Origin of the sequence: Nonomuraea sp. NPDC050680 (assembly GCF_040654555.1) — a bacterium.
In the GTDB taxonomy this organism is placed as follows: domain Bacteria; phylum Actinomycetota; class Actinomycetes; order Streptosporangiales; family Streptosporangiaceae; genus Nonomuraea.
Window position 1 is genome coordinate 275384 of record NZ_JBFAIF010000006.1, and the last position, 20181, is coordinate 295564.

20 protein-coding genes are annotated in these 20181 nt (G+C 70.8%); 4 read left to right on the forward strand and 16 right to left on the reverse strand.

Translation table 11 applies throughout. The annotated features are described in order from the left end of the window. Nucleotides 1-38 precede the first annotated feature (38 nt). The 3 genes from AB0H88_RS23745 to AB0H88_RS23755 form a co-directional block, all read right to left on the reverse strand. The gene (locus tag AB0H88_RS23745) at nucleotides 39-1670 is read right to left on the reverse strand and encodes a hydantoinase B/oxoprolinase family protein (RefSeq protein ID WP_357647803.1); all 1632 of its coding nucleotides are present in this window, start codon (nucleotides 1668-1670) and stop codon (nucleotides 39-41) included. Then, nucleotides 1667-3733 carry a hydantoinase/oxoprolinase family protein gene (locus AB0H88_RS23750; RefSeq protein ID WP_357647805.1) on the reverse strand — a complete coding sequence of 689 codons (2067 nt, stop codon included), beginning with the start codon at nucleotides 3731-3733 and terminating at the stop codon, nucleotides 1667-1669. The genes AB0H88_RS23745 and AB0H88_RS23750 overlap by 4 nt, the downstream gene beginning before the upstream one ends. A gap of 110 nt (nucleotides 3734-3843) precedes the next feature. Next, the gene (locus AB0H88_RS23755; RefSeq protein WP_357647806.1) at nucleotides 3844-4806 is read right to left on the reverse strand and encodes an AraC family transcriptional regulator; all 963 of its coding nucleotides are present in this window, start codon (nucleotides 4804-4806) and stop codon (nucleotides 3844-3846) included. Nucleotides 4807-4896: 90 nt separating this feature from the next. Here AB0H88_RS23755 and AB0H88_RS23760 point away from each other — a divergent pair, with 90 nt between their 5' ends. After that, nucleotides 4897-5814: an NADP-dependent oxidoreductase gene (locus tag AB0H88_RS23760; protein WP_357647808.1), complete on the forward strand. Its 918-nt coding sequence runs from the start codon at nucleotides 4897-4899 to the stop codon at nucleotides 5812-5814. Then, complete coding sequence (locus tag AB0H88_RS23765; protein WP_357647811.1) at nucleotides 5814-6374, forward strand: NAD(P)H-dependent oxidoreductase; 561 nt, start codon at nucleotides 5814-5816, stop codon at nucleotides 6372-6374. Before AB0H88_RS23760 ends, AB0H88_RS23765 begins: the two co-directional genes overlap by 1 nt. Before the next feature lie 48 nt (nucleotides 6375-6422). Here the strand turns inward: AB0H88_RS23765 and AB0H88_RS23770 are convergent, their stop codons facing one another. The 3 genes from AB0H88_RS23770 to AB0H88_RS23780 are packed head-to-tail and all read right to left on the reverse strand — an operon-like array spanning nucleotide 6423 to nucleotide 10213. Then, nucleotides 6423-8384, reverse strand: a complete 1962-nt coding sequence (locus tag AB0H88_RS23770) for an acetoacetate--CoA ligase (protein ID WP_357647813.1) — start codon at nucleotides 8382-8384, stop codon at nucleotides 6423-6425. Nucleotides 8385-8441: 57 nt separating this feature from the next. Then, nucleotides 8442-9299 (reverse strand): serine hydrolase, encoded by an 858-nt coding sequence (locus tag AB0H88_RS23775; protein ID WP_357647815.1) that lies wholly within the window; start codon nucleotides 9297-9299, stop codon nucleotides 8442-8444. Further along, nucleotides 9296-10213, reverse strand: a complete 918-nt coding sequence (locus AB0H88_RS23780) for a LysR substrate-binding domain-containing protein (RefSeq protein WP_357647817.1) — start codon at nucleotides 10211-10213, stop codon at nucleotides 9296-9298. The genes AB0H88_RS23775 and AB0H88_RS23780 overlap by 4 nt, the downstream gene beginning before the upstream one ends. Nucleotides 10214-10327: 114 nt before the next feature. On the opposite strand from AB0H88_RS23780, the gene AB0H88_RS23785 reads away from it, so the two are divergent. Beyond that, nucleotides 10328-11893 (forward strand): penicillin-binding transpeptidase domain-containing protein, encoded by a 1566-nt coding sequence (locus AB0H88_RS23785; protein WP_357647819.1) that lies wholly within the window; start codon nucleotides 10328-10330, stop codon nucleotides 11891-11893. Between the two features lie 111 nt (nucleotides 11894-12004). Here AB0H88_RS23785 and AB0H88_RS23790 read toward each other — a convergent pair whose 3' ends face one another. The 5 genes from AB0H88_RS23790 to AB0H88_RS23810 all read right to left on the reverse strand — a co-directional run bounded on the left by AB0H88_RS23790 (nucleotide 12005) and on the right by AB0H88_RS23810 (nucleotide 15271). Beyond that, nucleotides 12005-12769 carry a haloacid dehalogenase-like hydrolase gene (locus AB0H88_RS23790; protein WP_357648038.1) on the reverse strand — a complete coding sequence of 255 codons (765 nt, stop codon included), beginning with the start codon at nucleotides 12767-12769 and terminating at the stop codon, nucleotides 12005-12007. A gap of 30 nt (nucleotides 12770-12799) precedes the next feature. Continuing rightward, complete coding sequence (locus AB0H88_RS23795; RefSeq protein WP_357647822.1) at nucleotides 12800-13426, reverse strand: HAD family hydrolase; 627 nt, start codon at nucleotides 13424-13426, stop codon at nucleotides 12800-12802. A gap of 113 nt (nucleotides 13427-13539) precedes the next feature. Then, nucleotides 13540-13992: a DUF2690 domain-containing protein gene (locus tag AB0H88_RS23800; protein ID WP_357647824.1), complete on the reverse strand. Its 453-nt coding sequence runs from the start codon at nucleotides 13990-13992 to the stop codon at nucleotides 13540-13542. 105 nt (nucleotides 13993-14097) lie between these two features. Then, nucleotides 14098-14595 (reverse strand): hypothetical protein, encoded by a 498-nt coding sequence (locus AB0H88_RS23805; RefSeq protein WP_357647826.1) that lies wholly within the window; start codon nucleotides 14593-14595, stop codon nucleotides 14098-14100. A gap of 31 nt (nucleotides 14596-14626) precedes the next feature. Beyond that, the gene (locus AB0H88_RS23810) at nucleotides 14627-15271 is read right to left on the reverse strand and encodes an HAD family phosphatase (RefSeq protein ID WP_357647828.1); all 645 of its coding nucleotides are present in this window, start codon (nucleotides 15269-15271) and stop codon (nucleotides 14627-14629) included. A gap of 140 nt (nucleotides 15272-15411) precedes the next feature. Here AB0H88_RS23810 and AB0H88_RS23815 point away from each other — a divergent pair, with 140 nt between their 5' ends. Beyond that, nucleotides 15412-16017 carry a FoF1 ATP synthase subunit a gene (locus AB0H88_RS23815; protein ID WP_357647830.1) on the forward strand — a complete coding sequence of 202 codons (606 nt, stop codon included), beginning with the start codon at nucleotides 15412-15414 and terminating at the stop codon, nucleotides 16015-16017. A gap of 32 nt (nucleotides 16018-16049) precedes the next feature. On the opposite strand, the gene nagZ is transcribed toward AB0H88_RS23815, so the two are convergent. The 5 genes from nagZ to AB0H88_RS23840 form a co-directional block, all read right to left on the reverse strand. Then, the gene (gene nagZ, locus AB0H88_RS23820; RefSeq protein ID WP_357647832.1) at nucleotides 16050-17339 is read right to left on the reverse strand and encodes a beta-N-acetylhexosaminidase; all 1290 of its coding nucleotides are present in this window, start codon (nucleotides 17337-17339) and stop codon (nucleotides 16050-16052) included. Nucleotides 17340-17409: 70 nt separating this feature from the next. Next, nucleotides 17410-19122 (reverse strand): phosphoenolpyruvate--protein phosphotransferase, encoded by a 1713-nt coding sequence (ptsP, locus tag AB0H88_RS23825; RefSeq protein WP_357647834.1) that lies wholly within the window; start codon nucleotides 19120-19122, stop codon nucleotides 17410-17412. Then, complete coding sequence (locus tag AB0H88_RS23830) at nucleotides 19119-19379, reverse strand: HPr family phosphocarrier protein (RefSeq protein WP_357647836.1); 261 nt, start codon at nucleotides 19377-19379, stop codon at nucleotides 19119-19121. The genes ptsP and AB0H88_RS23830 overlap by 4 nt, the downstream gene beginning before the upstream one ends. 76 nt (nucleotides 19380-19455) lie before the next feature. Next, nucleotides 19456-19902 carry a PTS glucose transporter subunit IIA gene (locus tag AB0H88_RS23835; RefSeq protein ID WP_357647838.1) on the reverse strand — a complete coding sequence of 149 codons (447 nt, stop codon included), beginning with the start codon at nucleotides 19900-19902 and terminating at the stop codon, nucleotides 19456-19458. Between the two features lie 11 nt (nucleotides 19903-19913). Beyond that, the gene (locus AB0H88_RS23840) at nucleotides 19914-20177 is read right to left on the reverse strand and encodes a PTS glucose/sucrose transporter subunit IIB (RefSeq protein ID WP_263655705.1); all 264 of its coding nucleotides are present in this window, start codon (nucleotides 20175-20177) and stop codon (nucleotides 19914-19916) included. Nucleotides 20178-20181 lie beyond the last annotated feature (4 nt).

Genomic DNA, 20181 nt, shown 5'->3' on the forward strand with positions numbered 1-20181 from the left:
CGCCACCCGGCCGGCCCTCCAGCCGGCCTGCCACGTGATCAAGGGCCGGTGACCATCCCCTGGGTGCGGTCGTCCGCGACGGCCTCGGGAGCGCGCAGGTCCGCCTGGCCGTACCCACCGCCGCCGCCCGACTCGCAGCGCAGCACGTCTCCCGCCCTGACCGGCAGCGCGTTGACCTTGAGCATCTCGCGCTGCCGCGGCGTGCCGGGGTTGAGCGTGACGCGCGGCGGCGCGCCGGCCGCGCCGCCGGCCAGGCCCCACGCGGGGGTGACCGAGCGCTCGAACCACAGCGAGAGCGAGGTGTCGCCGATGAACTCGTACTCGCGGACCACGCCGTTGCCACCGCGCCACTGTCCCTGGCCGCCGGTGTCGGGGCGGACCTCGTAGCGGGTGACGCGGACCGGGAAGAGCGTTTCGAGCACCTCGATCGGCATGTCACGCAGCGACCCGTTCACGTTGTTGATCAGGCAGCTCTCGCCGTCGCCGCCCTCCCAGGCGCCCCAGCCGCCGACCGTGGCCTCCTGCGAGACGTACAGCTTGCCGGTGCGCGGATCGGTGCCGGTGAACTGGACGATGAGGGAGTCACCGTAGGAGGCCGCGGCGGCTTTGCCGGGCACGACCGGGGCCAGCGCCTTGACGACGAGGTCGATGAGCAGGCCGAGGTGGGAGTAGTAGTACTGGCAGGCGGCGGGCGACTGGGCGGCCAGCATGGAGCCCGGCCTGGTGGCCACCTCGAGGGGGCGGAACGAGCCGCCGTTGAGCGGCACGTCGGCGCTGATGAGCAGCTTGTACGCGACGCGGACGGCGGCGACCGCCTGCGCCGCTCCGCAGTTGACCGGCCCGGTCGCCTGGTCGGCGCAGTCGGTGAGGTCGACGTGGACGCGCTCGCCCTCGACGGTCACGGTGACGTTGACCGGCAGCGGGGTGGACAGGTCGATGCCGTCGTTGTCGAGGAACCCCCCGGCGGTGTAGGTGCCGTCGGGGATGGCGGCGACGGCCTGGCGTTCGAGGCGCTCGGTCTGGGCGAAGATCTCGTCACGGGCCGCCATCACGGTCGCCACGCCCCAGCGCCCCACGATCTCGGCCAGGCGGCGCTGTCCGGTCATCGCGCAGGCGACCTGGGCGCGCAGGTCGCCGAGCGTGGCGTGAGGGAAGCGGACGTTCCGGGCGATGACCTCGTGCAGGTCACGACAGGGCACGCCGTTCTCGTAGATCTTCATCGGGCCCATGCGCAAGCCCTCCTGGAAGATCGAGGTGGAGTCCATGGAGCCGCCAGGGTCCTTGGAGCCCATGTCGAGCCAGTGGGCGCGCGAGGCGGCGAACCCCACGAGCTCGCCGCCGACGAAGATCGGGCCGTAGACCGTGACGTCGTTGAGGTGCGTGCCGCCGATGTAGGAGTCGTTGAGCACCCAGACGTCGCCCTCCTGCCAGGCCTCACGGCCGAACATCCGCTCGGTCTCGCGGGTGCACACCTCCAGGTTGCCGAGGAAGATCGGCAGGCCGCTCGACTGACCGAGAACGTTGTGCTCGCGGTCCATGAGCGCGACGGCGCAGTCCTTGGCCTCGTAGATGACCGGCGTGTAGGAGGAGCGGATGAGCGTGGTGTTCATGTCTTCCGCCGCCTGGAGGAGCGCGCAGCGGATGATCTCTGTGGTCACGGGGTCGATCATGAGGTCACCTTGATGATCAGGAAGCCGTTGGCGTCGACGGTGGCCAGGCAGCCGGGCGGGATGACGGTGGTGGCCGTCTCCTCCACCACGATGGCGGGCCCCTCGATCTCGCCGTCCAGGGCGCTTCTGCGCAGCACCGCGGTGCGGTGCACCTGCCCGTCGAAGATCACCTCACGTACGGCGGGCGGGTGCGTCTCGCTCACCGGAGCCGCGGCGGCGACCTTGGGGAAGGCGCCGAAGCCGGTGCTGCGCAGCATGACGAACTCGACCGGCGCCTCGGGCGTGGCATGGCCGTACCTGCTGGTGTGGGCCTCGGCGTAGCGCTGCGCGATGGCCCGGAGGAAGCCCGGCTCCGCGGGCTCCGTGGCGTTCAGGAGCGGGATCGTGAGCGTGTAGTCCTGCCCCTCGTAACGCATGTCCAGCGCGTGCTCGACCCGGCGCCGGTCGATGGGGACGCCCTGGCTGTCGAGCGCGGCCATGGCGTCGCGTTCGAGCTCGGCCAGCCGCGCCGCCAGGTGCCCGCCGTCGAGGTCGTCCTGGGCGCGGAAGTACGGATGGGTGAGGTCGCGCCGTACGTCGGCCTCCAGCATCCCCCACGCCGAGAAGGCGCCGGGGAAGCGCGGCACGACCACTTCGCCGATGCCGAGCTCGCGGGCGATGAAGACGGCGTGCATGGGGCCCGCGCCGCCGAAGGCGACCAGGGCGAACTCGCGCGGCTCCACGCCGTGCTCGACCGTGAGCGTACGGATGGCCTGGGCCATCTTGGCGTTGGCGACGTCGCAGACGCCCTCGGCCAGCTGGAGCGGATCCATGTCGAGGGTCTCGGCGAGCGTGGCGACGGCCGTACCCGCCGCCTCGACGTCCAGCGCCATGAGACCGCCGGCGAACCAGGCGGGGTCGACGCGGCCCAGCACGACGTTGGCGTCGGTCACGGTCGGCCGGTCGCCGCCCCTGCCGTAACAGGCGGGCCCCGGCACGGCTCCGGCCGACTCGGGGCCGACGCGCAGCGCGCCCGCCTCGGTGTAGGCGATGGAGCCGCCGCCCGCGCCGATGGTGTGCAGGTTCACGATCGGCATCAGGACGGGGAAGCCCTCGATGTGCGCCTCGGCGCTGACGTCCGGGCGGCCGTTGACGACCAGGGAGACGTCGAAGGAGGTGCCGCCCATGTCCACGCAGATAACGTTCTGGCGGCCGAGCAGGCGGGCCGCGGCGACCCCGCCCATCGTGCCGCCGACGGGGCCCGACAGCAGGGTCTGCAGGGGCCGCCGCATCGCGAAACCCGCGTTGACCAGGCCGCCGGACGACTGCATCACGTGTACGGGCACGGCCAGGCCGCGCTCGGCGAAGCGCCGCTCGATCCGCGACAGGTAGGTGCGCACGACCGGTCCGGTGTAGGCCTCCAGAACGGCGGAGGAGGTGCGCTCGTACTCACGCCACTCCCTGGCCACCTCGTGGCTGAGCACGACCAGGACGTCGTCACCGAGCTCCTGCCTGAGGATCTCGCCCGCGCGGAGCTCGTGGGCCGGGTTGGCGAAGGAGAACAGCAGCGTGACCGCGACGGCGTCGAAGCCCTCGGCCCTGACGCGGTGGGCGGCCCGCCGTACGGCCTGCTCGTCGAGCGGCTCAAGCTCTTCGCCGCGCCAGTCGAGCCGGCCCGCCGCCTCCATGACGTCGGCCCGGGGCACCAGCGGCGTCGGTTTGCGGTAGCGCAGGTCGAACATGCGCTCGCGGTTGCCGCGGGCGATCTGGTAGACGTCGCGCGCGCCGGCGCTGGTCAACAGCAGGACCTTGGCGCCCTTGCGTTCGAGCAGGGCGTTGAGACCCTGGGTGGTGCCGTGCACGAAGAAGGAGATCCGCGATAAGGAGATCCACGAGAAGGAGATCCACGAGAAGGAGATCAGGGTCGGGTCGTCGACCACGCGGCCGAGAGCGGCGAAGACGCCCTCGGCGAGATCTCCGGGGGTGGTCGGCGCCTTCGAGGCCAGCACGGCACCGGTACGCTCGTCGTAGCGGACCACGTCGGTGAAGGTACCGCCGATGTCCATGGCGACACGAAAAGTCATGGCCGCACCGTATGCGGTGCCGGCTGTCCGTGGGTGTGCCGGGTGCACGGCTTTCGCGCCCGCTTCATGCGTCTCGCACCCCACGCAGTCGGGCCCGCCGCTTCCGGGCGCTAAGGCGTTTGCGCCACCCCAGCAGGCGCGGGTGACGACGGGCAGACGTGGCGGCGGTATCTGCCGGGCGGCGTGCCGTACTCGCGCTTGAAGGCGTTGGCGAAGGCGAACTCGGAGGTGTAGCCGACGCGCGCGGAGATCTCGCTCAGTGAGTCATCGGACTCGCGGAGCAGGCGGGCGGCCGTGGCCAGGCGCCACCACGTGACGTAGCTGAGCGGCGGCTGGCCGATCAGGCTGGTGAAGCGGCGGGAGAAGGCCGCGCGGGAGAGCCCGGCCTTGCCGCCGAGCGCCTCGACCGTCCAGGGATGTGCGGGATCGCGGTGGATCGCGTCGAGCGCCACGCTGATCGACGGGTCGGCCAGGGCGGTGGCCCAGCCGGCGACCTCGCACTGCCCGGGCTCGGTGTCGAGCCAGGCTCGCAGGATGTACAGCAGCAGCATGTCGAGCAGCGAGGCGACGATGGTGTCGGCGCCCAGACGCGGACTGCCGATCTCGCTGCCGAGCAGGTCGACGGCCGCGCGGAGCTCGGGGTGGTGGCCGAGGCGGGCGGGCAGGTGGACCATGTCGGGCAGGTCGCGCAGGACCGGATGGGCCCGGCTGGGGTCGAGCCGGTAGCCGCCGCAGAGCAGGACCGTGGCCGCGCCGGGCCCCTCGATGGAGGCCGAGGCGAACAGGTCCCGCTCCTCCAGCGGATCGCACTCGGGGTCGGCCAGCGGGGTGGCCGGGCTGTCGGCCATCGCGTAGCCGTGGCCGTGCGGGAAGAAGACCACGTCGCCGACGCTCAGCTGGACGGGGTCGCCGTCCGGCGGGATGAGCCACGGGGAGCCTTGGATGATCACCTGGAAGCCCGCCGAGCCCGGAGCCGAGGGGAACCACTGGCCCCAGGGGGCGTGCCACTCGACGAGCGCGGACCGGGGCTGTCCGGTGCGCATGATGGCGATCACGTCGCTGAGCACGTCCATGACAGAAGTCTATCTCGCGAGACGCTCGCGTATAAAATGCAGATACACAAGCATTGGCCATCTCGCGCCGGGCTCCTACCGTTGTCCTCCATGAGCCCAACCATGAGCGCCGCCCGGATCCACGAGTACGGCGACGCGTCCGTGATCCGCTACGACCGGATCCCCCGGCCGTCGCCGAGGCCCGGGGAGGTGCTGGTCCAGGTGGCCGCCACCTCGTTCAACCCGTCCGAGGTGGGACTGCGGGCCGGGTTCCTGCGGGACCTGCTCCCGGTCACCCTGCCGTACACGCTGGGTTTGGACCTCGCCGGCACGGTCGTCGAGGTCGGCGCGGACGTAGCAGGGCCCGCCGTCGGCGATCGGGTCATCGGCCTCGTGGAGGGGGCGGCGGCCGAGTACACGGTGGCGGCGGCGGGCTCGCTGGTCAGGGCGCCGGAGCGGCTCCCGCTGGCGGACGCCGCCGCCATCCCGGTCGCCGGGCTCACCGCCTGGCAGGCGGTCCACGAGCATGCCCGCGTCGAGCCGGGGCAGCGGGTGCTGATCAACGGGGCGGGCGGCGGGGTGGGGCTGTTCGCCGTGCAGCTGGCCAAGCTGGCGGGCGCGACCGTGATCGCGACGGCCGGTCCGCGCAGCGCGGCGGCGGTGCGGCGCTACGGCGCCGACGAGGTCGTCGACTACACCACTTTGTCAGCACTTACTTCGACCCCGTTGCCCGGCGGCATGGACGTGGTGCTCAACCTGGCGGCCATCGGCCCGGAGCAGGCGGCGACGCTGGCCACGCTGGGCGAGGTGATCGTCACCATCGCCACCCCGATCGACTCGCCCCGGGCCACCCACTTCGTGGCCCGCAACGAGCCGGCGCACCTGGCCCGGCTGGTGGCGCTGATCGACAAGGGCGAGCTCGTGGTGGAGGTCGCCGAGACCTACCCCCTGACCAGCCTTGCCGAGGTTCATCGCCGGGCCGAGGCCGGTCAGACACGCGGAAAAATCATCATTCAAGGGGATAAATAATGATCAAGATTGGCATCATCGTCGGCAGCACCCGGCCGGGCCGCAACGGGGACACCGTGGCCGAGTGGGTGCGCGACCTGGCCGTCAAGCGCGGCGACGCCGAGTTCGAGGTGGTGGACCTGCGGGACTTCGACCTGCCGCACCTGGACGAGGCGTTCCCCGCGGCCTATGGCCAGTACGAACACCCCCACACCCGCGCCTGGTCGGAGCGCATCGCCTCGTTCGACGGCTTCGTGTTCGTGACCCCGGAATACAACAGCTCCACCTCGGGCGTGCTGAAGAACGCGATCGACTTCCTCTACGCCGAGTGGGCGGACAAGGCGGCCGGGTTCGTCAGCTACGGCGTCGACGGCGGCGCCCGCGCGGCCGAACACCTCAGGCAGGTGCTCGGCCGGGTCAAGGTCGCCGACGTACCGGCCCAGGTCACGCTCTCGCTCCACACGGACTTCGAGGGGTTCACCGACTTCAAGCCCGCGGCGCACCGGGAGGAGATGGTCACCACGATGCTGGACCAGATCGTCTCCTGGGGTACAGCGCTGCGCCCGCTCAGGGCGGCCTGAAGCGCGGGGGGCAAGGCTTGAAGCGGGCGGCAAGGCTTGAAGCGGGGGTCAGGGCTTGAAGTGGCGCAGGACCTCGGGGTTGGCCATGGCGTCGGGGTTGGCCGCCTGCTCGACCGGGGTGCCGAGAAGGATCTTGCGTACCGGCACCTCTAGCTTCTTGCCCGACAGGGTGCGCGGGATGCCGGGCACCGCGTGGATCTCGTTGGGCACGTGCCGGGGTGACAGCTCCTGCCGCAGGGCGGTACGCAGGGCCTCGACCAGCGAGTCCGACAGTGTGACGCCCTCGGCCAGTGTGAGGTAGAGCAGCAGCCGCCCCTCCTGCCCGAGCTGGCCGGTGTCGATCACGAGGCTGTCGGCGATCTCGTCGAACCGCTCGACGACCCGGTAGAACTCGCTGGTGCCCATCCGGACGCCGCCCCGGTTCAGCGTCGAGTCGGAGCGGCCGTAGATCACGCAGCTGCCGTCCTCGTTCAGCTTGATCCAGTCGCCGTGCCGCCACACGCCCGGGTAGACGTCGAAATAGCTCTCGCGGTAGCGGTCGCCGTCGGGGTCGTTCCAGAACATGACCGGCATCGACGGCATCGGCTGCGTGAGCACGAGCTCGCCCACCTCCCCCACGACCGGCTCGCCCAGGGGGTTGAACGACTCCACCCGCGCCCCCAGCGACCGGCAGGGGATGATGCCCGCCCGGATCGGATGCAGCACGGTCGCGCCGACGAACCCGGTGCACACGTCGGTGCCGCCGGAGAACGACCCCAGCGGTATTCCCGGCAGCTCAGCGGCCACCCAGGCGAACCCTTCCGGCGGCAGCGGCGAGCCGGTCGAGCCGATGCCGCGCAGCGCCTCCAGCCCTTCGGGCGCGACCCCGGCCTTCAGCGAGGCCATGATGTACGGCGCGCCGACCCCGAAGTAGGTCACCCCTTCGGAGGCGGCGATCCGCCACAGCACCGCGGCGGAGGGGTAGGCGGCCGAGCCGTCGTACAGCACCGGGGTGGCGCCCACCAGCAGGCCACCGATGAGGTAGTTCCACATCATCCAGCCCGTGGTGGTGTACCAGAAGAACACGTCCCCCTCTCCGAGATCCTGGTGGAAGGAGAGCGACTTGAGGTGTTCGAGGATCACTCCCCCGTGCCCGTGCACGATGGGCTTGGGCAGCCCGGTCGTACCGCTGGAGTAGAGAATCCACAGCGGGTGGCCGAACGGCACCCGCTCGAACTCCAGCGGCCCCTCCTCCGCGCGCAGCCCTTCCCAGCCGATCACCTCGCCGTGCGGCACGGAGTCGGTGTGCGCGGCGCCGGGCTCGGCCTGCTGCGGCGGCTGCCCCTCCTCGGCCGCGGAAAGGTAGGGGATCCAGACGGTCGCGCGGAGCGTGGGCAGCTCGGCGGCGATCTCGTTGACGGCCGCCGAGCGGTCGTAGCTCTTGCCGTTGTAGTGGTAGCCGTCGACCGCGATCAGCACTTTGGGCTCGATCTGCTTGAACCGGTCCACGATGCTCGGCACGCCGAAGTCCGGGGAGCCGGCCGACCAGATCGCGCCGAGGGACGCCGTGGCCAGGAAGGCGATCAGGGCCTGCGGGATGTTGGGCAGGTAACCGGCCACCCGGTCGCCGCGCCCGACGCCGAGGCGTACCAGGCCCGCCCGGACCCGGGCGACCTCGTCACGCAGCTCGGCGTAGGTCAGCTCCTGGCGGGCGCCGTCCTCCGAGACGAAGACGATGGCGGTGCCGTCACGTTCACGCAGCGCGTTCTCGGCGTAGTTGACGAAGCTCCCGGTGAACCAGTCGGCGCCCGGCATCGTCCCAGTCAGGACGGGCCCGTCACCACGTTCGCCGATGACCTCGAAGTAGTCCCAGATCGACGTCCAGAACTCCGCCGGACTGTCGACCGACCAGCGCCACACCTCCTCATAGTCCGACCCGGCCCGGCCCAGCCACTCCAGGTAGTGCGTCAGCCTGGCGCGCGCGATGACGTCGTCGGTCGGTTCCCAGAGAAGTGTGCCTTCAGCAACCATGTGCCCATCCTGTCGGCCGGTAGGGGGAAAGTCATACCCGAACCGCCACATAACTTGCTACCGACGTAGGTGGTCCACCGCCATACGCGCGGCCGTGCCGATCACCGCGTCAGCGCGCGGCTGGTTGAGCGCGGTGCTGACCGAGCGGGTGAACACCGCCACCGCGTACTGGCCGCCGTCGGGGTATTCGATCACGCCCGCCTCGGTGCGGAGTGTCGGGAGCGTCCCGGTCTTCCCGCTGACCTCCACGTCGTCGTACGGGAAGCCGGAGGCCAGCCGGTGCGACCAGACTTGCAGGTTCAGGACATTACGCATCCAGGCGCACGATTCAGCCGAGGCCGCCTGATCGCGCCAGATCAGCCCGAACAGCGTGGTCATCTCGCGCGGCGTGGCGCTGTTGGTGCGCGGGGGGTCGAGCACCCGCAGCCGTGCGATGTCCTCCGGATCGAGGTACGGCCAGCCGTGCCCGGCGTCCTCGGCCATGCTCTCGTGGATATCCCGGCAACTCTGCCGCACCCGCGTCTCACGCAGCCCGAACCCGTCGAGCATCGCGTTGATCTCCTCACGCCCGACCCTGGCCAGCAGCGCGTCGGCGGCGGTGTTGTCGCTCAGCGTGATCATCAGATGGCCCAGGTCGCGCAGGGAGATCGTGACGTCGTCGAGCATCGCGCACAGGCCGGTGGGCCCGGTCACCCGATCGGCGGCCCCCACGGTCACCCGGCTCGCCGGATCGACCAGCCCGGCGTCGGCCTGACGGCAGAACTCCACCATCAGCGGCACCTTGAACATCGAGGCGGTCGGCAGCGGCTCGTCGGAGCCGAGCCCGATCTCCCGGCCCGAGCGCAGGTCGGTCGCGTGCAGCCACCCGATCACGCCCGCCGCGCCGAACAGCGCGGCCAGATCCGGCTCGTTCATGCCAGCATCCCGGGTCTGCGGCTGATGTGCCGCACGGGCGCCGTGGCCTCGTCCGTCATCCCGGCGCTCTCTTTCAGCGTTCGTACGGCCACCGCCGAGAAGCCGGCGACCGCGTCCGTCTCCACTCGCCAGGCCGTGGAGACCCGGGAGCTGATCGGCGAGCCTAGCAGCGGACGCCAGGCGATCCCAGGGTGGTCCATCCTGGCCCCGAACGCCACCGCCGCCCCGGCGAGCACCAGGCCGAGCCCGGCGCCCTGATGCACCTGGGCGGGCACGTAGCCGTGGCGGCGGCACTCCGCCAGCGTCGCGGCGTGCAGCCCCGGCTCCCCCTCCTTGGGCGGCATCAGCAGCTCGCGGCCCGCCAGGTCGGCCAGGTGCACCTCCCCGGCCGCGGCCAGGGGGTCCCCCTCGGCCAGCAGCACGCCCTGCGGCTGCACCAGCACCTGCCCGAACCGCAGCCCCGGCGCGTTGATCGGGTGGCGCACGATGCCGACGTCGATGGTGCCTTCGGTCAGCGCGGCCACCTGATCGGCCGTCCAGATCTCCGCCGGCGTGAGCCGTACGTCCGGATTACTCGCGCGGAAACCCTCGACCAGGGCGGCGATCACCGCGGCGGCCAGGTCGGGCGGGACGCCGAGCTTGAGCGCCCGGCCCTCGCCGTGGCGGACGAGCTCGCGCAGCCGGTCGGCCCTGGCCACGATCTCGCGGGCCTCGCCGACCAGCAGGCGGCCCGCCTCGGTCAGCCGGACCTGGCGGGCGGAGCGGTCGAAGAGCCGCACGCCGAGCTCCTGCTCCAGGCGCTTGATCCGCTGGCTGAGCGGCGGCTGGGCCATGCCGAGCCGGATCGCGGCATTGCCGAAGTGGAGTTCCTCCGCCACCACGGTGAAGTAGCGCAGATGCCGGACAAGGTCCATGACCAGCAACTATATCCACATTTATATCTATGTGGCGCTCATATCGGTATTGGACACCACACGGTGGGCTCTGGTGTGCTCGGCCGCATGGGGTCACAAAGGGGGACAATCTTCATGAATCTTCAGCCGGAGTCGCCGCCCAGGCGGAAACGCCGCTGGCCGTGGGTCACCGCCGCCGTGCTGGTCCCCGCCGTCGCGGTGGCCGGCACGATCTGGGTACTGCGCACGCAGGGCACCCCGGAGGAGACGGCGGACTCGTACCTGTCCGCCTGGTCCGTCCAGGACTATGCGCGGATGCGGGAGCTCGTCGCCAACCCGCCCGCCGACTTCGAGCGCTGGCACCAGCGCTTCCGTACCGACCTCAAGCTCACCGGGGCGACCTTCAAGCGCGACGCGACCGCCGCCGAGGGCCCGGGCGGGGTGATCGCCTTCCACGCCGGTCTCACCGGCCCGAAGAGCTGGACGTACGACGGCAGGCTCAAGCTCGTGGAACGCGGTGGCGGATGGAAGGTCGACTGGACGCCCGCCGCCATCAACCCCTCACTCAAGCAGGGCAGGTCCCTGCGGCTGATCACGGAGAAGACCGCGACGGTCCCGGTGCTGGCGGCCGACGGCAGCCGCGTCGACACCCCGGACGCGCCCGGCTCGGTGCTGCAACTCGTCGACGGGCTCAAGCAGACCTATCCGGACCGGCTCGCCGACGGGCAGTCCCGCAGGATCGACCTCTACCAGGGCGAGCAGTTCCTCCAGACCGTGGTCAAGCCGGCGAAGCGGACGCCGTTCCACACCACGATCGACCTCAAGGTGCACCGGGCGGGCGCCGCCGCGCTCGACGGCGTGCGAAAGCCGGCCTCGCTGGTGGCCATCCGGCCGTCGACCGGCGAGATTCTGTCGGTGGTCAACAAGCCGGGCGGGTTCAACCGGGCGCTGCTCGGCAAGTACCCGCCCGGCTCGACGTTCAAGGTCGTGACCGCCTCCGCGCTGGTCGCGGACGGGGCAGCGGCGGACGAGCAGGTCGAGTGCCCCGCCGAGCAGAACATCGGCGGCTTCCCCTTCCACAACGCGGGCTTCCACGACTACGGCAGGCTCTCCTTCCGCGACGCCTTCGCCCACTCGTGCAACACCACGTTCGGCGCCATGGGGGTGGCCGAGCTCGGGAACGGCCGGCTCGCCGAGGTGGCCGGCGCGTTCGGCTTCGGCTCCGCGATCACGCCGGGCGTGCCGGCGGTGAAGGCCGAGTTCCCCGCGCCGAAGGACGACACCGACCTGGCCTCCGCCTCGATCGGGCAGGGCAGGGTGCTGGCCAGCCCGCTCAACATGGCCTCGGTGGCCGCCGCCATCGCCGACGGCTCCTGGCGGCCGCCCCGGCTGGTCGCCCAGGAACTGGTGCCGGACCGCACCCTCAAGCCGCGCCCCCTGGAGGACGGCGTGGTGCGGGCCCTGCGCGAGCTCATGCCCGCCGTCGTCACGGACGGAACCGCGCATGCGGTGAGCTTCCCCTCCGGTACGGCCGGCAAGACCGGGACGGCGGAGTACGGCTCGGGCAAGGAGCCGCCGGCGCACTCCTGGTTCATCGGCTACCGGGAGGACCTGGCGTTCGCGGTGATCGTGGAGGGCGGCGGCGCGGGCTCCGCGGTGGCGGCCCCGATCGCGGCCCGCTTCCTCAGCGCCCTGAGCTGACTCACGGCCACTTCCTCAGCGCCCTGAGCTGACTCACGTCCGCTTCCTCAGCGCCCTGAGCTGGCCTACAGCCGCTTCCTCAGCGCGCTGAGCTGATGGGTGGCTTGGCGGTCAGGGGCTGACCGGTCTGCGGTCGACCGGGGTGGTGAGGCCCGCGACCGCGGCCACCACCTCCGAGGCGTTGGACAGATCGGGCAGCACGAGGTCGGCCCCGGCCTCGCGCAACTCGCTCGCCATCGACCGGCCCGAGGCCACCCCGATCATCGCCGCCCCGCCGATCTTGGCGGCCTGCACGTCACGCGTCGAGTCGCCGATCACCACGGTGTTGGCCGAGGTGAACGGCACGCCGAAGCGCGCCTTGGCCCGTCCTTGGGCGACCTGGAGCAGCGTCGCCTTGGGGTAGACCTCCTCGCCGTAGCCGCCGAGCTCGAAGTCGACGTGCTTGTCCAGCCCGAACGCCTTGAGCTTGTGCACGGCGTTGCTCTTGATCGTGCCGGTGAGCACCGACTGGACCACGCCGTCGAGTCCGGCGACGGCTTTGAGCGCCTCCTTGGCCCCCGCCATCACCCGGCCCTCGGTGGCCAGCCGCTTGCGCCGGTCGGCGAAGGCCATCGCCAGCGCGGACAGGAATCGCGGCAGGGTGTCGTCCTCGGTGACGATGCCGTTGACCGCGAGGGTCTCGAAGACGATCTCGGAGTCGGGCCGGCCGCGCGCGGCCGCCAGCTTGAGCAGCGGCCGCCCCGTCACGGCGCGGAACGCCTCGGCGTAGGCGTCCCTGGTCACGATCGCGACGTCGACCAAGGTGAGGTCGATGTTCCAGAGCACAAGGCGTTTGATGGCGACCTCCTGTGGGGGATCCAGCCAGGGTACGGCCATCTGCCCGCCCAGGGCTGCCTGCTGGGGCATTCAGGCATAGGTGAGGGCTTGCGCGAGGGTGTCGACGACCGGCAGGCCGGTCGCCTCCAGCTCGGCGCGCGTGGTCATCCCGCCGGTGTAGAGGACGGCCCTGGCGCCCACGTGCTTGGCGGCGAGCCCGTCGTCGACGCTGTCGCCGATCACCAGGATCTCGCGGGCCTCGACGTCGATGGCCTCGATGTGCGCGGTCAGGTGCGCGGCCTTCTCGCCGCCGGTCAGCCCCACCAGGCCGTCGACCCTGGTGAAGTGCCGGGTGATGCCGAAGGACTCGATCAGCGGCACCAGGTGGGTGTGCGGGGCCATCGAGCAGAGCGACTGGGTGCCCGTCCAGCTGGTGAGCGACAGCTCGGCGTCGGCGGCCAGCCCGCAGGCGGCGCTGAGGCGGAAGTAGTGCTCATGGAAGCCGTTGTCGAGCAGCTCCCACTCGCCCTCGTTGAGCGGGCGGCCGAGCAGCCGCTCGTAGGCGACCCAGATGGGCCGGGTGTAGACCGCGCGGAAGTCGTCAGCGGTCAGCGGAGGCAGCTCGTACGACCGGAAGACCTCGTTGGTGGCCCCGACCACGGCGTCGATGTCGTGGAACAGCGTGCCGTTCCAGTCCCAGATGATGTGCTTTGTCATGTCGCGATCATTTTAACGGGCGGGTGTGACATCCCGGTGAACGGCGAAGCCGCAGCCCGTTGGCCGCGGCTTCACCCGTGACTGCGGGTCAGACCCGCACTACAGAGGTGTGGCTAGCCGCAGGCCTTGGCGGTGGTGCCGGCGCCGTTCTGGCCGCCCCGGCCACCGTTCCACTGGACGCTGGCGCCGCCCCAAGCGCACATGTTGTTGGCCCAGAGCATGTTGCCCCAGTGACGGCCGCCGTTGCCCTTCTTGAAGGCGAACCGGTCGTACCTGCCGTCCGCGGTGTAGACGTTGATGCTGCCGGACGCGGACGTGGCCGTCCTGATCTCGATCCAGTTGGTCTTGCACCTGCCCGACCACCAGAGCTGGATCGTGCCGACCTTGCCGTTGGCCCGGCTGGTGATCGAGCCAGTCTTCACTATCTTGGCTGAGTTGCCGCAGCCGGTCGTGTAGGGGTCCTTGTGGTCGTACGGCTTCGCGGTCGCCTGCGCACTGGCGGGAGAGATCGTGAGCAGGGCCGCCGCCACCGCGCCCACCGCGATAGCCGTTACTCGAAGCTTCACTCGGAACCGACTCCTTGAGTTCGGGAAGGGGTGTCCGCAGGGACCTTAGCGAGAACCTTCAAGTGATGGTCAAGCTTCTGTGATCGATTTAACGTGTTCCTAACGTCACTGTATGAGATCGGCAATCTCTTGCGTGGCGAACCACATGAGCTCGTGCGCCTCGGCGCCGTCCACGGTGAAGCGCGCGTCGTCGTCGCCTTCGTCGGAGGCGGAGAGGGCGGCGACCGCGGCCTGGATGTCCGGAATCGCGGAGAGGTCGTCGACGTGGACCGCGGCCACCTTGCCCATCGGAACCGGCTCCGCCACGCGTATTCGGGCCCGTTCTTCCAGGTCGGAGCCGATGGAGAGCGAGCCGTCGGGCACCTCGGCGACGACGACCACCCGCCGGGAGGACGCCTCGACGCCGTCGGCGGCCAGCAGGCGCAGCGAGGCGCGGGCGGCCTCGGTGAGAGCCACGTATTCGAGCTCCTCGGTGTCACCCGAGGCGTACCACTCGGTCAGCGCGGGGGTCACCGCGTAGCCGGTCAGCGGGGCCGGGCCTAGCTCCCCCGCCTCGACCGCTCGGGCCAGCGCGGGGAGCGTGCACGGCAAATAGACGCGCATCACGAACCTTTCACAACGTGCAGGGGCTCTATCATGCCCGTCGCAACGGAAGTTGGAGCAGAGTCTCGAGCTCCGCGATGGTCGAATCGGCGTCGCGGTGGTGGATGCCCGCCATGCCGAGGCCCCGAGCGGCCAGGATATTGACCTCGATGTCGTCGATGAACACGCACGCCTCGCCGGGCAGCCCGACCCGGCCGAGCGCGTGCTCGAAGATGCGCGGCTCGGGCTTGCGCATGCCGACCTCTCCGGAGATCACGACCGCGTCGAAGAGCTCGTCCCAGCCGTCCCGGGGATAGACGTTGGACCAGGAGTTGGACAGCAGGCACGTCTTGACGCCGTTGCTCTTGACGTCGCGCAGCATGTCGTACATCGCCTCGACCCGCTCGAAGCCCGCGAACATCCGCTCCAGCAGCCCCTCGGCCTCGGGCGACACCCCGTCGACGGTCAGCAGCCGGGCGGCCAGGTCGCGCTCGAACGCGGCCCCGTCCAGTTCCCCGCGCTCCAGGGCGTTCACGACGCTCTCCTGCTCGCCGCCGTAGGCCTGGTCGATCAGCTCGCGCATGACGGCTCGGTAGTGGCGGTCGTCGATGCGGTCCGCCTCGATCCACTTGCCGATGGAGACGGAGAGACTGGTGGTGAGCACGCCACCCCAGTCGATCAGTACCCCTGTGATCAAGGCTCCTCCTTGGAATCCCGTTCTAGGGTAGTTGAGCGTCGCACATCACCCGCAGACCCACATAAACCCCAGATAAAGGGCGGGCCAAATTCCCTGGCTATGGTGAGGGTCCATTGAGCTGACCCCATGGAGGGACCGCCGTGCGGACGACGATCCTGATCACCTCGGATGAGTTCAAAGCTCCTGGTACGGAGCTGTTCGACTTCGACCCGATAATCCCCGGCGGGCCGGAATGGCTGACCAAGCCCACGCTGCTCGCCCTGCTCTCCTCGATCGTCGTCATCGCCCTGTGCTGGGGCGCCTTCGCCAAGCCGAGACTGGTCCCCCGAGACTGGCAGAACCTCGGCGAGTACGCCTACGTGTTCGTCCGCGAACAGGTGGCCAAGCCCAATCTCGGCAAGGACGCCGACCGGTGGATGGGCCTGCTCCTCACGATCTTCCTGACCGTGCTGGTCTGGAATCTGATGGGCGTCATCCCGTTCATCCAGTTCCCGGTCGCCGCGCACATCGACTTTCCCCTCGGGCTGGCGATCAGCGTGTACGTCGTCAAGGTCTACCTCGGCGTCAAGCACCACGGCGTGCGCGGCTACGGGCTCACCGTGCTCGGCGCGGGCATCGGCGTCCTCGGCGTGGCGATGACGATGGTGATGACCGCGTTCGAGATGTTCATCCAGTTCCTGCAGGCGTTCCTGTTCGCCCTGCTCGCCGCGATGTTCATCGCCAGCGGGCTGAAGGGCTCGCACTAGCGGGCGGCCCCGTACTAGCGGGCGGCCTCGTACTAGCGCGCGGCGCGGGCGGCCACCTTCCGGTGCTCCGCGCTGCGCAGCACCTTGGCCGCCTGCGCGGCCGACGCCACGGGCGCCTTGGGCAGCAGTCCGCGGGCCTGTTTGAGCTTGAGCAGCCGCGTCACCGACTCGTCGAGCCGCTGCGGCGAGATCTTGCCCGACTTCACCGCCGCCAGCACCGCGTTGTACGCCACAGGCAGGTTGTTCGGCATGAGCAGCAGGTCGGCACCCGCCTGGATGGCCCGTACGGGGATCTCGGCGTCGCTGTACTTCTTGCGCACCCCGTCCATGTTGAGCGCGTCCGTGGAAATCACTCCCTGGAAGCCGAGCTTGTTCCGGAGTAGCCCGGTCAGGATGGGCTTGGACAGCGTCGCGGGGTCACGTGACGGGTCGAGCTTGGGGAAGACGATGTGCGCGCTCATCACGGCGTCGACGCCGGCGGCGATCGCGGCCTTGAACGGCGGCGCGTCGATCCGCTCCCACTGCTCCTTCGTGTGCTTGATCACCGGCAGCCCGGTGTGGCTGTCGATGTTGGTGTCGCCGTGGCCGGGGAAGTGCTTGGCGGTGGCGGCGACCTTGGCGTCGTTGAAGCCCTTGACCGACGCGGCCACCATCTTGGCCACCTCGCCGGGCTGGTCGCCGAAGGCGCGCTTGCCGATGACCGGGTTCCTCGGGTCGATGTTCACGTCGGCGACCGGGGCGAAGTCCAGGTTGACGCCGACCGCGCGCAACTCCTCGCCGGTGGCCCTGGCCACGGACCGTGCGATCGCGGTGTCCTTGGTCGAGCCAATGACCGAGGCGCCGGGGAAGTCGGTCATCAGCGCGCCCATCCTGGACACCAGGCCGTTCTCCTGGTCGGTGCCGATCAGGAGTGGCACGTCCTTCGACGCCTGCTGCAGCCCGTTGGTCAGGTCGACGACCTGGCCGACACCCTGGATGTTCGCCGGGAAGAGGATCACGCCGCCGAGGTGGTATTTGGCGACCACCTTGGCCGGGGTCTGCGCGCCGTACCTCGCCTGGTTCTCGCCCGACACGCTGCCGGGGCCCGTGCCGTACAGGACGGGCATGAACAGCTGGCCGACCTTCTCCTCCACGCTCATCTTCGACAGGACCCGCGACAGCCCGCTGCCCTCGCTGCCCGCCGACGAGCTCTGCTGAACCGTGGACGGAGGTGCCACCTCCGGCCGGGTCGCCGGAGCCGCACCCGCCGGGCCACCACCTCCCCCGGCGCATGCCGCGAGAGCCATCACGAGGAGCCCAGCCGTGCCTGTCCGTCGAAACATGCTCTCAAAGGTATCCATGCTGTGGGACCCCTGAGCCACACAGCTGACAAATGCCGTCTCCCCGGTCCGGTCAGAGCCCCAGCTCGACGAGGCCCGGCAGGTGGGAGCGGGCCGCCGCGCGGGCGTGCGCCGCCGTAGCCGCTCCCCGAGCGGCCTGCGCGGCCAGCTGGCACTGGTCGAGCGTGTGCGCCCCCAGCCCGGTCCGTACGGCGGGCAGCGCGGCGGCCCCCATGGACAGCGTGGACACCCCGAGCCCCACGAGCACGCAGGCCATGGCCGGATCGGCGGCCGACTCCCCGCAGACGCCGCACGGTTTGCCGTTGTCGGAGGCGGCCGTCGCGGTCATGGCGACCAGGTCGAGCAGCGCGGGCTGCCACGGGTCCTGCAGCGAGCCCAGCGCGGCGGAGTGGCGGTCGGCGGCGAAGGCGTACTGCGCCAGGTCATTGGTCCCGATCGACACGAAGTCGACCACGGTGACCAGGCTCTCCGCCCGCAACGCCGCCGCCGGGATCTCGATCATCACGCCCGCCTGCGGGAGCCCCCTGGCGTGGCAGGCGTCGGCGAACCAGTGGGCCTCCTGCGCCGTGGCGACCATCGGAGCCATCACGTGGAGCTCGGCCGCCGCCGCGCTGACCCGCACCGCACCCGACCGGTTCACCGCCGCCGCCACGGACAGCGCTTCCAGCTGGGCGGCCATCACCTCGGGGAACCTCTCGAACAGCCGCAGGCCACGCTCGCCCAGGGCCGGGTTCGGCTCGGGCGCGGCGGACGGCAGGAACGCCAGCGGCTTGTCGGCTCCGGCGTCCAGTGTCCGCACCACCACCTTTCCGCCCGGAAACGCGGCCAGCGCCGCCCGGTAGGCCTCCTCCTGCTCCGCCACGGACGGCGCCTCGGTCCGCCCGAGGTACAGGAACTCGGTCCGGTACAGTCCCACCCCCTCGGCCCCGGCCGCCAGTGCCGCGTCGAGATCGTCCGGGCCGCCGATGTTGGCCAGCAGCTGCACCCGGAAGTCGTCCCGGGTCCGGCCGGGGCCGCCGATCGTCATGCGTCGCCGCCTGGCCTCGTGCGCGCTGACATGCTGGGCGATGTCGGACTCGGTGGGCTCCAGCCGTACTTCCCCGGTGTTACCGTCGACCAGCACCCGGATGCCGGCCGGGATCTCCGTCGCGCCCGGGCAGGCCACGACGGCGGGCACGCCCATCGCCCTGGACAGGATCGCGGTGTGGCTGGTCGGCCCGCCCGCCTCGGTCACGAACGCGGCCACGGCGTCCTTCGACAGCGACGCGGTGTCGGCGGGCGCCAGGTCGACGGCGATCAGCACATACGGCTCACCCGTGCCCGGAACGGGCGGCGGGGCCGGCAAGGGGTGGCCCGTGAGGCGGGCGATCACGCGGTCCCTGATGTCGTCCAGGTCGGCGACCCGCTCGCCGAGGTACCCGCCCGCACTCACCAGCATGTCCCGATATTTCGCGAAAGCTTGGTAGACCGCCCGGGGCGCCGCGACGCGCTCGTCGATCAGGGCCTTGACCCCGACCACCAGACCGGGGTCCTCGGCGATCAGCGCCTGGGCCTTGAGAATCTCCTTGGCCTCGCCGCCGGCCCGGTTGCCCCGGGCCTCCAGTTCCCCCGCGACCTGTCCGAGCGCCGCCACCGCGCGTTCGCGCTCCGGCTCCGGCGGGCCCTCGTACGTGGAGCCGGCGGGGGGTTCGGGGACGGCCCCGGTCAGCACGTACGCGGGCCCCGTCCCGATCCCCGGGCTGACCCCGGCCCCCCGCAGGTTCATGGTGTCCCGGCGATCGCCGCCAGTGCGTCGAGCACCTCGTCGGCGCCCTCGCCCTCGGCCTTGATCACGATGTCCTCGCCCTGCCGGACGTCCAGCCCCAGGATCTGCAGGATGCTCTTGCCGTTGACGGGCTTGCCGGTCACCCCTTTGCTCACGGTGATGTCCATCGGGGCCTTGACGGCGGTCTGCACGAATGTCGCCGCCGGGCGGGCGTGCAGGCCCACTTCCGCCGCCACGGTGACCTTGCGCTCGGCCATGTACTCCTCCTCGTCCAACCGGTCCGGACCACCCGGCCCCGGCACTTACTCCACAGCTCTGGCCCCACAGCTCTCTTCAGTCCCACAGGAAGAGCTCGTCGCCGGCGTGCACGGGCCCGCCGGTCATGGCCGTCACCGAACCGGCGGGCGCGTCGAGCGCGACCACCGGGCAGACCGGCGAGCGGCCACCGGCCTCGATCGCGGCCGGGTCCCAGGCCACCACGGGCTGGCCCGCGCGGACTCTGTCCCCCTCGGCCGCGAGCAACTCGAAGCCCTTCCCCTTCAGCTGGACCGTGTCGATGCCCAGGTGCACCAACACGCCTTTGCCGTCATCCCCGACGATGACATAGGCATGCGGATGCAATTTCATGATTTTTCCAGTTATTGGGGCTACGGCCTTGCCGGGTTCCCGCGCCGGATCGATCGCCGTTCCCGGCCCCACCATGCCCGCGGAGAACACCGGGTCGGGCACCGCCGACAGCCCCACAGCCACCCCCTCGACCGGGGCGAGAACAGTCGTCATGATCTCGCCCTCTAGCCGATGATGTCCTCGATGTCGCTGGCGATGGTGTCCGCCTCGGGCCCGACGACGACCTGCACCACGTTGCCCGCGGCCATGACGCCGTGCGCGCCCGCCGCCTTGAGCGCGGCCTGGTCGACCTTGGAGACGTCACGCACCTCCGTACGCAACCGGGTGATGCAGGGTTCGATGTCGATGATGTTGCCCGCACCGCCGAGCCCCGCGATGATCGCGCTGGCATCAGCCGCCATCCGTCCTCCTCGTAACGTTACGACCAGGCTA